At 73.0% G+C, this 9,100-nt stretch carries 11 protein-coding genes; 5 read left to right on the top strand and 6 right to left on the bottom strand.

The window, feature by feature from the left end; genetic code table 11:
- The first annotated feature begins 40 nt into the window (after positions 1-40).
- Positions 41-943 carry an SDR family oxidoreductase gene (locus AB0F11_RS36440; protein WP_362183653.1) on the top strand — a complete coding sequence of 301 codons (903 nt, stop codon included), beginning with the start codon at positions 41-43 and terminating at the stop codon, positions 941-943.
- A gap of 51 nt (positions 944-994) precedes the next feature.
- Here AB0F11_RS36440 and AB0F11_RS36435 read toward each other — a convergent pair whose 3' ends face one another.
- Complete coding sequence (locus tag AB0F11_RS36435) at positions 995-1,567, bottom strand: DUF5709 domain-containing protein (protein ID WP_362183650.1); 573 nt, start codon at positions 1,565-1,567, stop codon at positions 995-997.
- A 58-nt stretch (positions 1,568-1,625) separates the two neighbouring features.
- Entirely contained in the window at positions 1,626-1,808 is a 183-nt protein-coding gene (locus AB0F11_RS36430) for a hypothetical protein (protein ID WP_362183647.1), read from the bottom strand.
- Between the two features lie 531 nt (positions 1,809-2,339).
- On the opposite strand from AB0F11_RS36430, the gene AB0F11_RS36425 reads away from it, so the two are divergent.
- Entirely contained in the window at positions 2,340-2,816 is a 477-nt protein-coding gene (locus AB0F11_RS36425; RefSeq protein ID WP_362183644.1) for a hemerythrin domain-containing protein, read from the top strand.
- A 43-nt stretch (positions 2,817-2,859) separates the two neighbouring features.
- Here the strand turns inward: AB0F11_RS36425 and AB0F11_RS36420 are convergent, their stop codons facing one another.
- Both AB0F11_RS36420 and AB0F11_RS36415 read right to left on the bottom strand, forming a co-directional pair.
- Complete coding sequence (locus AB0F11_RS36420; RefSeq protein WP_362183641.1) at positions 2,860-3,615, bottom strand: GDSL-type esterase/lipase family protein; 756 nt, start codon at positions 3,613-3,615, stop codon at positions 2,860-2,862.
- A gap of 79 nt (positions 3,616-3,694) precedes the next feature.
- On the bottom strand, positions 3,695-4,402 hold the full coding sequence (locus AB0F11_RS36415) for a hypothetical protein (protein ID WP_362183638.1): 708 nt from the start codon (positions 4,400-4,402) through the stop codon (positions 3,695-3,697).
- Positions 4,403-4,471: 69 nt separating this feature from the next.
- On the opposite strand from AB0F11_RS36415, the gene AB0F11_RS36410 reads away from it, so the two are divergent.
- A complete protein-coding gene (locus AB0F11_RS36410) occupies positions 4,472-5,032 on the top strand; it encodes a MarR family transcriptional regulator (protein ID WP_362183635.1) in 561 nt (186 codons plus the stop codon).
- 21 nt (positions 5,033-5,053) lie between these two features.
- On the opposite strand, the gene AB0F11_RS36405 is transcribed toward AB0F11_RS36410, so the two are convergent.
- Both AB0F11_RS36405 and AB0F11_RS36400 read right to left on the bottom strand, forming a co-directional pair.
- Positions 5,054-5,311, bottom strand: a complete 258-nt coding sequence (locus AB0F11_RS36405; RefSeq protein WP_362183632.1) for a hypothetical protein — start codon at positions 5,309-5,311, stop codon at positions 5,054-5,056.
- A 17-nt stretch (positions 5,312-5,328) separates the two neighbouring features.
- On the bottom strand, positions 5,329-6,633 hold the full coding sequence (locus AB0F11_RS36400) for a ferredoxin reductase family protein (protein WP_362183629.1): 1,305 nt from the start codon (positions 6,631-6,633) through the stop codon (positions 5,329-5,331).
- Between the two features lie 500 nt (positions 6,634-7,133).
- Here AB0F11_RS36400 and AB0F11_RS36395 point away from each other — a divergent pair, with 500 nt between their 5' ends.
- A complete protein-coding gene (locus AB0F11_RS36395) occupies positions 7,134-7,907 on the top strand; it encodes a class E sortase (protein WP_362183626.1) in 774 nt (257 codons plus the stop codon).
- A gap of 366 nt (positions 7,908-8,273) precedes the next feature.
- A complete protein-coding gene (locus AB0F11_RS36390) occupies positions 8,274-9,047 on the top strand; it encodes a CAP domain-containing protein (RefSeq protein WP_362183623.1) in 774 nt (257 codons plus the stop codon).
- Positions 9,048-9,100 lie beyond the last annotated feature (53 nt).

Genomic DNA, 9,100 nt, shown 5'->3' with positions numbered 1-9,100 from the left:
GGCTGCGTACGCATGCCGTCCGCGCGAAGGAGGAGCACCCGTGAACAGCACACCGACGAACCGGGACGGCGGGGCCCCCGACCCCACCACCCTCTACCCCCGGCCCGATTTCCCGGCGCAGGAGCAGGAGCCGCCCGGCCTGACCCGGCCGATGGAGCCGACGCCCGACCACGGCGAGGAGTCGTACCGCGGCAGCGGTCTGCTCGTGGACCGCAAGACCGTGGTGACGGGCGGGGACTCGGGCATCGGGCGGGCGGTGGCCCTCGCGTTCGCCCGCGAGGGCGCCGACGTCCTGTTCACTTACCTGCCGGAGGAGGCGGAGGATGCCGACCGGACCATGCGTCTGGTGCAGGACTGCGACCGCAAGGCGGTGGCGGTCCCCTGCGACCTGCGGGAGGAGGAGAGCTGCACGTCCGTGATCGAGCACGCGGCCGCGGAGTTCGGGCGGATAGACGTCCTGGTCAACAATGCGGCGCACCAGATGGCCCAGCCCGAGGGGATCTCCCACATCACCACGGAGCAGTTCGACCGGGTCGTGCGCACCAACCTGTACGCGATGTTCTGGCTGTGCAAGAAGGCCCTGCCGTACATGTCCGCAGGCGCCAGCATCATCAACACGGCGTCCGTGCAGGCCTACAAGCCGAGCCCGGCGCTCCTGGACTACGCCATGACCAAGGGTGCCATCGTCACCTTCACGCAGGGCCTGGCGCAGATGCTGGCCGAGGACGGGATCCGGGTGAACGCGGTCGCCCCGGGGCCGGTGTGGACGCCGCTGATCCCCGCGACCATGCCGGAGCCGCAGGAGTTCGGCAAACAGAGCCCCCTCGGGCGGCCGGCGCAGCCCGCCGAGATGGCCCCCGCGTACGTGTTCCTCGCGTCGGAGCGGGCGAGCTACATCACTGCCGAGATCCTGAACGCCACGGGCGGCACTCCCCTGCCCTGACCCTCCCCTGACCGCTTCACGCCCCTGGCTCAGCCTTCCGGCTGCCCTGGCTCACCCTTCCGGCGGCTGTTCCTCCTCGACCACGTGTACGGCCGCCTCCTCGGCCGAGGCGGCACCGCCGTCGATCCCGGTGTCACGGGCCAGTACGGAGATGTGCCGGACCGGCGGTGCCTCCTCGGCGGCCGCCATCCGGCCGGCGCGCTCACGGCCCGCCGTGGTGGTGTCACCGGCCGGATCGCCGGTGAGGTCCTCGCTCTGCGCTTCCTGCTCGTCGCCGGAGCCCTCCATGACCACCGGCACGCCGCCGACGGCGAGGGCGTCCTCGGCCAGGTCCTCCCCCGGGTTCGACTCCGAACCGCTGGCGGCGTCCGCCCCGGCCTCGTCCGCTTCGGGCTCCTCCTGGGCCAGTCGCTGGTCGAGGGTCTCGCCGGCCCGCTGCTCCCCGGCGGTGGTGCCGTGCCGGGTCGCCGCAAGCGGGCGGTCGGGCGGCGAGTAGCCGGTGTCCAGGGTGTCGTCGAGGCCCGGCTCACCGAGGGCGTTCTCCATGTCCGGCTGCGATTCGCCGGGCTCGGCCTCCACCTGGGGCTGGTAGACGCCGTCTCCTTGGGCTTCGGTCCCGCTCATGGCGGTTGCCTCCTCTCAGGGTGTGCGCTCACCGGCGCCGCGCCCGCCCGGCGCGGGCTCACAGGTCGGGCGCGTACGCCTCATCGTCCTCCGCATCGGACCGGCGTCCGCCGGAGGGACACGTCTCCAGCAGGTCGAGCATCTGCTCCATGACCGTGCCGAAGTCCTGCCAGGGGGTCGCCGGATTCTCGTCCGACCGGTGACCGGTCCCGCCCCTGTGACTGCTTGCCGCGGAGGGCATCGTGATCCACTCCTCTGATCGGTTCCGGTCCCCGACCTGCCGCACGCCCACTCGGGCACCTGCGGGAAGCTGCGTCTTCCCCGGATCGGAACACTCATGCGGACGCACACGGCGACGGCTCTGCGGCGGGGGCGGCTCGCCGGGCACGGCGGCCCGGAACGGCAATCGGACCCGACGAGCCCTGCGGGGTCGTCGGATCCGATGCGGGGTCCCCTGCGGAAGGGGACGGGTGCCGGCCGGAGGTCGGGGCAAGGACCGGCCGCCACCGGGGGCCGCACGTGCGCCGCGGCACGGTGCGGGGCATGGCCTTTCGGGTGCGCAGCGGGCGTCTTTCCCGTTCGGCCCAACCCAAACCTGCGTGCGCGCACGGGGCGAGTACGGGTCCGGCCCGCGGCAGGTGTGGGCGGGCCGGACGGGGGCAGACCCGGCGTACGGGGCGTGAGCGAAGGAGCCGCGCCCCGGCCACGTCCGAAACGGCCGCTCGGGTGCCGCGTTTCGTGTGGCGTGAAGGACCGAAGGGAAACCCCTCCGATGGATGCGATCGTGCTGTTGCGTGAGGACCACAAGACCGTCGAGAAGCTGTTCAAGCGCTTCGAGAAGACCGAGGACGAGGACAAGGCCGAGCGCCGCGAGATAGCGGACACCGTGATCGAGGAGCTGACCGTCCACGCGTGGATCGAGGAGCAGCTCTTCTACCCGGCCGCGCGGGAGGCCGCGCCGGACACGACCGACCACGTGCTGGAAAGCGTGGAGGAGCACCACGCGGTGGTGTGGATGCTGTCCGAGCTGAAGGACATGGATCCGGCCGACGAGCGGTTCAAGGCCAAGATGAGCGTGCTCATGGAGAACGTCCGCCACCACGTCGAGGAGGAGGAGAAGGACTGGTTCCCCGACGTCCGCAAGGCCATGGGACGCAACCGGCTGACCGAGCTCGGCGAGCGGATGGAGGCGGAGAAGGCGAACGCTCCGCGTGATCCGCTGAACGTCCCCAGTGCCGACAGCCGATGACCCGTCCGGCGGCGGCCGCCCCGTGGCGCGGCGGCCGCCCGGGTCAGCGGTGGAGGGTGTCGAGGAAGGCGGCGGTGACGGCTTGTTGGCCGGCCGCGGTGAGGTGGACGCCGTCGGCCTCGAGCCGGTCGCGGGACGCGGGCCGCGTGTCGACGGTGGTCTCGGGCCGGCCCAGCAGGAAGTCGGACAGGGCGTCGAGGTCCGCGGCGGACCAGGCGAGGCCCGCCCGCCGGAAGTGCTCGTACCGCCCGATGCGGCCCGGGTCCACACCGGTCGGGGTCAGCCAGATCCAGCGGGCCCCGGTCCTGCGCACGGTGAGCTCGCGCAGGGTGAGCAGGTTGCGGCGGGTCTCGCCGGGGCGGACGAGCGGGGTTCCGTCGAGGAGTTGGGCGTCGTTCGCGCCGAGCATGCACAGCACCCAGTCGGGCCGTTGGAAGGCCAGGAGGGGCAGTTGGGCCAGCGCCTGTGCGGTGGTGCTGCCGGTGACGGCGAGGTTGGTGCATCTGACGCCCTCGGGCAGCAGGTGCCGCAGGACCTCGAACCAGGAGAGCCGGTCGGCGGTCGTGCTCTCCCCGACGGCCACGACGTGCTGACCGGGCCGGAACGGCAGGCCCTCGATCCGGGCCGGGGCGCCGGGGGCTGCCGCCAGCTCGGCAGCCGCCTCGCGGTTGCGCCTCTCGAACCGTTCCAGTCGGCTGCGGTAGTCGGCGGGGCCCGTCCCGAAGAGGGAGGCCAGGACGGACTCTTCCAGGGCGCCCAGCGGGCGCAGGACCTTCTCCGGCTGGTGGAAGCGCAGCAAGCGCTCGGCCTGGTCGGCGTAGGGCGGCTGAGGGGTTGGGTGGGGATGATGTCTCTGCTGTGTCGTGTGGGATGCCATGTCAGCCTTCCGTACGGACGCGGCGGCGCGGGAGCAGGAAGCCGGCGGCGATCAGCCAGCCGAGCGCGGTGAAGCGGGCCACCGGCAGCAGCAGGGCGGTGCCGTCGGCCAGCAGGACGAGCGTGGCCAGTTCGGCGACCGCGGCAATGGCGAGGCCCGCGACGGCCAGGGCGCGCGGGAGGAGGCGGGCGAGCAGGCCGGGCACGGCGAGCCCCGCGACGAGCAGGCCGAGCAGGACCACGTGGCCGGGGCCGCCGAGGCCGAAGGCCAGGTACTGCAAGGCCCGTACCAGTTCGGGCCGTTCCGTCACCTCGGGGCGGGAGAGCACCCAGGTGACCAGTCCGGAACAGGCGAGGAAGGCCGAGGCGAGCACCCCGCCGGCGAGGGCGATGGTGGCACCAGGCGCGCGGACGCCGAGCTTGTGCAGGCGGGCCGAGACGGTGGCGGCGTAGATCGCGAGCGGCACCGACGCGGCGAACTGCAGGGCGCCCGAGACGCGGGTGGCGTCGGTGTGCTCGCGGAAGTACGCGGTGATGCGGTCGGCTGCGCCGAACGGCGAGGGGAAGGGTCGGCCGTCGGCCAGCAGGGCGCTGAGGACGAGTCCGGCGAGGAACAGCGCGGTGAAGACCACGGCGAGGATGCCGAGCGGCGGCCCGGCCTGGGGGTCGTGACGGGTCCTGTCAGAAGTGCGGCTCTCGATCGTTTCCACGGGGGCAATCCGTTCTCATGGAGAATGGTTCATCTCAGTGAATCGTTGCGCGTCACGTACGATAACCCCGTGATCAGCTCCCGGCAACCGGATCCGACGACCGGATCCCCCGCCCCGCCCCACGCCGCCCCGCCCTCCGCCCCGCCCCCCGGTCCCACCCCGCGCGGAGCGGCGTTCCTGCTCGCCCAGATCGGCGCGCACGCGGCCGGGCGCTTCGCGGAGCGCGTCGGAGAGCTGGGGCTGACCCCGGCGGACGTCGGGCTGCTGCGCATGATCGCCGGGCAGCCCGGCCGCAGCCAGCGGTCCCTCGCGCAGGACCTGGGCGTCGTCCCCAGCCGCATCGTGGCCCTGATCGACGGCCTGGAGGGCAAGGGGCTGGTCGAACGGCGGCGCAGCGCCGAGGACCGCCGCAACCACGAACTGCACCTGACCGACGAGGGCCGGCGCACCCTCGGCGCCGTCTCCGGCGCGGCTGCCGCCCATGAGGACGCGCTCCTCGCCGGGCTCGACCCGGCGCAGCGGGCCCAGCTCCTGGAGCTGCTGGAACGGGTCGCGGCGGAGCAGGAGTTGACCCCCGGCGTGCACCCGGGCTACCGCACGCTCAACAAGCCCCCGCGGGGCCGGGGCTGACCGCCCGGCCCCGGTGCGTGCTCAGCGGGCGGACTGCAGGTTCGACCGGTCCGGCTTGGCATGGGGGGCCGGTGCGGCCGGATCGACGGTCAGCGTGATGGCGGTCGCGGACAGCACGCTGACCAGGGCGAGGCCGGCGGCGAGCCATCGGGAGTGCGGCGCCCTCCGGTGCCGGGCCCTGTCCCGGCGCAGCTGCGGGCCCGGATCGGCCGCCGACGCGGCGGGGGGTGCGGCCGTGGGGTGAAAGGCCGGCTCCTGGGGTGCGAAGTACCGTTTCATCGGGGAGTTCGGGGTCCTCAGTAGGTGAAGCACTCGGTGTGGATGCGGGCCGAGGGCACGCCCGCCCTGATCAGTGCCGCGGTCGTCGCATCGGCCATGCCGGGCGGCCCGCAGAGGTACACGTCGTGGTCGGACAGGTCGGGGACGAGCGCGCGCAGGGCCTGAGGGGCGAGCGGGTCGTACGCGGCGTCCGAGCGTCCCACCAGGTAGTGCAGTGCCGCCTGGCGGTCCTCCGCGATGGCCTCAAGCTCCTCGCGCAGCACGAGTTGGTCGGCCTCGCCCGCACGGTAGAGCAGGGTGAGGTCGCCCGGGGCGGCCGGCAGGGACTCGAACAGCGCGCGCATCGGGGTGATCCCGATGCCGCCGGCGATCAGCAGCACCTTGGGCCGGGTGCGCCGCCGCTGGGTGAGCGCACCGAACGGGCCGGTCGCGAGGACCCTGGTCCCGGGCCGCAGCCCGCGGATCCGCCGGGTGTGCCCGCCGAGCGCCTTCACGGTGATGCGGAGGCGGTCGTCGCGGGCCGGCGCGGACAGGGAGAACGGCAGGGCGGTGTGCCACAGGCCTCCCGCCAGGAAGCGCCAGCGGAAGAACTGGCCGGGCTCGGCGCGGAGTTCGCGCAGCCGGCCCCCTTCGATGGTGACCGACACCACGCCGGGGCCCTCCTGCCGGACGGCGGCCACGCGCAGCCCGTGCCGCAGGGCCTGGCGGACCGGGACGATGCCGCGGTACCAGGCGAGCAGGACGCCGACGACGGTGTGGAGCAGGGCCCAGAACCAGGTGGTGAAGCCGGTGACGCAGACGTCGGGGCCGGCGATCTGGTGGGCGAAGCCCAGCGCGGCGCCGAGGTAGGTGAGCAGGTGGACGCCGCGCCACGTCTCGTGCGAGACCCGGCGGCGTACGGCCCGGACGGAGCACACGCCCGCGGCTGCCAGCAGGGCGGCCCCGATGAACGCGGCGGCGATGGCCGGGTAGCGGAAGAGGGCCGCCGTGGCGGTCAGCACGTCGGTCCCGGTGCGCAGGGCGTACACGACGAGGGCGAAGAGTCCGTGGGCGCCGCACAGGAGCAGGACCCAGCGCCCGCCGAAGGCGTGCCAGCGGGCGAGGCGGTCGGCGCCCACCCCGTGCTCGACGGCCGGTACGCGCGCCATCAGGAAGAGCATGACGAGGATCCCGTACCCGGCGAGGAGGCCGGTGAGGTGCGCGGCCGCCGCGATCAGCTCGTCGGGCCGGGCGGAGACGTGCACCTGGGCCGCCCACAGCAGGGTGACGGCAGCCGCCCCGGCGGCCAGGCCGGCGCGCAGCCGCTCGGGTGGGGTCCTCATGCGCACCGCACCGTGCCGGCCGTGGTCGGGCGGTCGGGCAGGGTGCTCGGGAGAGTCATGCCGGGTCCGTTTCACTCGGTGGTCGCGGGGCGTAGCAACGGCAACTATGTGCAAATTCGCCCACGCCAAGCAATCTCGGAGCGCGGGTAATGACATCCGTCACGCACGAAAATCCGGGCGAGATGTCCGGATTCGGGTGGTATGGGTACACCGCCTCGGCGGGTCGGCCGCAACCCGCGCGAGCGGATTCGCCTTTGCATTCACGCAGGGGAGACAGGCGGCAACGGCCCGGCCAGCACATCCGCAGACGGGCTTGGAGAACTCTTTACGCGTGTGCCGAACACCACTCGCCCCGTGTGCCGAGCACCACCCCGGCCGTGTGCCGAGCACCACCCCGGCGCCCCTTATGGACCGGATGCCCCGTGTGTCACCCTGTCCGGGCGAATCGGGCCACCCTGCGCCGCAGGACCCGGCGGACCGACACGGAGACGCGAACGCCCATGCTCCTGCCCTTCCTGCCCCGCGCCGCATGCGTCCTGGCGGCCGCCGCGGTGGCCACTGCCGCGACCGCCCTGCTGGCCGGCTGCGCCCCCGAGGCCGCCGCCCGCGAGGGGGCACCGGCGTCCGGGACGCCGGCGGCTGCGGCCGTCACGGCCCCCGCCGCAGCCGCCGCCTCGCCCACGGCCGCTGCTTCACCCGCGTCCTCCGCTTCGCCCGCGACGCAGTCCCCCGCGACGGCGACCGGCGTGCGGCCCCGGGCCTCCGTGCTGTCCATACCGTCCATAGGCCTCGCCGGGCTGCGCGTGGTCCCGTACGAGGGGACGACCGACGACGCACCCGGCACCCGCATCCAGGACCAGGGCCTCGCGGCCAGCCCGTACGGGGAGCGGGGCGGCGTCGGCCCCGGGCAGGTCGGCAACTTCCAGATCACGGCACACCGCCTGTCGGCCGGGGGGCCACTGCACGGCCTGCCGGCGCTCAAGAAGGGCGACACGGTGCTCGTGACCGCGGACGGCGTGGCGTACACGTATGAGATCGTCGCGACCCGCTCGACGTCCTTCCGCTCGGAGCGCTCGCTGAGCGAGCAGCGCGCGGCGGTGCCGGGGAGTCCCGGTGCGACCGCCACCCAGGCCATGATCACGATCTCGACGTGCGCCACGCCGGAGGACCACGCCGCCGGCAACTTCTGGAGCGATGCACAGGGCAATCCCGAGCACCGCATCGACAAGGTGGGCGTACTGCGCAGGACGGCCGAAGTCACGGCCGCCCCGTGACATACGTCACGCAGGCGGAGCCGGGCGGGAGGGGTGCGCGGAAGGCGGCGGCCCGTCGACATTTCGATATTTGTCCGTTTTGGACTCGACATTCCCCTCTCCTGCGCAATCGGAATCCGTCGCACTCCTCCTCGGGGTGGTAACTCCGCCGATTGCGGTGCTTCTGACGCGTCGCCAAGTGAATGCGAGGCTTTCCCCGCGGCGCAATACATGATCTCCGGCTCGTTTCAAGCCGCGTTCCGGATCTTCTCTGCGGATTCAGGGCGAAAACTTGCCAGGCCGTTCCCGGATTCCCAAGAATGGCGGCTTCCCGGGGCCTTGCAGTTCATGCTCCGGAAGCTTCGCGATCACCGAGTGAGGTCACGCATGCAGAAGCACCGCAAGAAGAAAAAGCACTACCGGAAAATCGCCATCGCCGTCGGCGCTCTGGGAATCGTCGGCATTCCGACGGCGGCCATGGCCTGCCTGGGACCGCAGGAAACCGTCCACGCCCGGCACGCCGGACGGGGTGAATGGCACCCGTGGCACGGCGCTCCCTCGGCCACTCCCGGTTCCGAGGCTCCTGTGGCTCCCGTGGTCCCGGTGACGGAGAGCAGCAGCCCGGCCGAAGCCGAGAGCAGCCCCGAAGCGACCGAACAGCCGGTCGTGCCGATATCCCGGGCTCCGCAGCGGCCGTCGTCGAAGCCGACGACGGTGAGTACGAAGCCGCAGGCGCCGGTCGCCCCCGAGCCTGCCGCCGCCCCGGCCTCCGCTGCGCCGGCCTCCGGCGCCGTGGCCGAGGTCCTCGCGCTCGTGAACAAGGAGCGCGCCACCGTCGGCTGCCCGGCGGTCACGCTCAACGCGCAGCTGACCAAGGCCGCGCAGGACCACAGCACGGACATGGCCCAGCACGCCACCATGTCCCACACCGGATCCGACGGATCCGACCCGGGGCAGCGCATCACCGCCGCCGGGTACACGTGGAGCTCGTACGGCGAGAACGTGGCCTACGGGTACAGCACTCCGGCGCAGGTCATGGACGGCTGGATGAACAGCCCCGGGCACCGGCGGAACATCCTCGACTGCTCCTACAAGGAAATCGGCATCGGCCTCGCCCAGCCGAATTCCTACTGGACGCAGGACTTCGGTACGGCGCGCTGAGGCGACCGGCGCCGAAAGGCAGCAGATGTGCGTGTGGGGCGACCGTATTCCGG

The organism is Streptomyces sp. NPDC032472 (assembly GCF_040636955.1).
In the GTDB taxonomy this organism is placed as follows: domain Bacteria; phylum Actinomycetota; class Actinomycetes; order Streptomycetales; family Streptomycetaceae; genus Streptomyces.
Note: the sequence above shows the minus strand (reverse complement) of the source record. Positions and strands in the feature narration are given on the sequence as shown.

Excerpts from the sequence above, each read along its gene's own strand:
- AB0F11_RS36435 (WP_362183650.1), bottom strand. The coding sequence starts at position 1,567 with ATGAGCGGGACCGAAGCCCAAGGAGACGGCGTCTACCAGCCCCAGGTG.
- AB0F11_RS36430 (WP_362183647.1), bottom strand. The coding sequence starts at position 1,808 with ATGCCCTCCGCGGCAAGCAGTCACAGGGGCGGGACCGGTCACCGGTCG.
- AB0F11_RS36425 (WP_362183644.1), top strand. The coding sequence starts at position 2,340 with ATGGATGCGATCGTGCTGTTGCGTGAGGACCACAAGACCGTCGAGAAG.
- AB0F11_RS36405 (WP_362183632.1), bottom strand. The coding sequence starts at position 5,311 with ATGAAACGGTACTTCGCACCCCAGGAGCCGGCCTTTCACCCCACGGCC.
- AB0F11_RS36400 (WP_362183629.1), bottom strand. The coding sequence starts at position 6,633 with ATGAGGACCCCACCCGAGCGGCTGCGCGCCGGCCTGGCCGCCGGGGCG.
- AB0F11_RS36395 (WP_362183626.1), top strand. The coding sequence starts at position 7,134 with ATGCTCCTGCCCTTCCTGCCCCGCGCCGCATGCGTCCTGGCGGCCGCC.
- AB0F11_RS36390 (WP_362183623.1), top strand. The coding sequence starts at position 8,274 with ATGCAGAAGCACCGCAAGAAGAAAAAGCACTACCGGAAAATCGCCATC.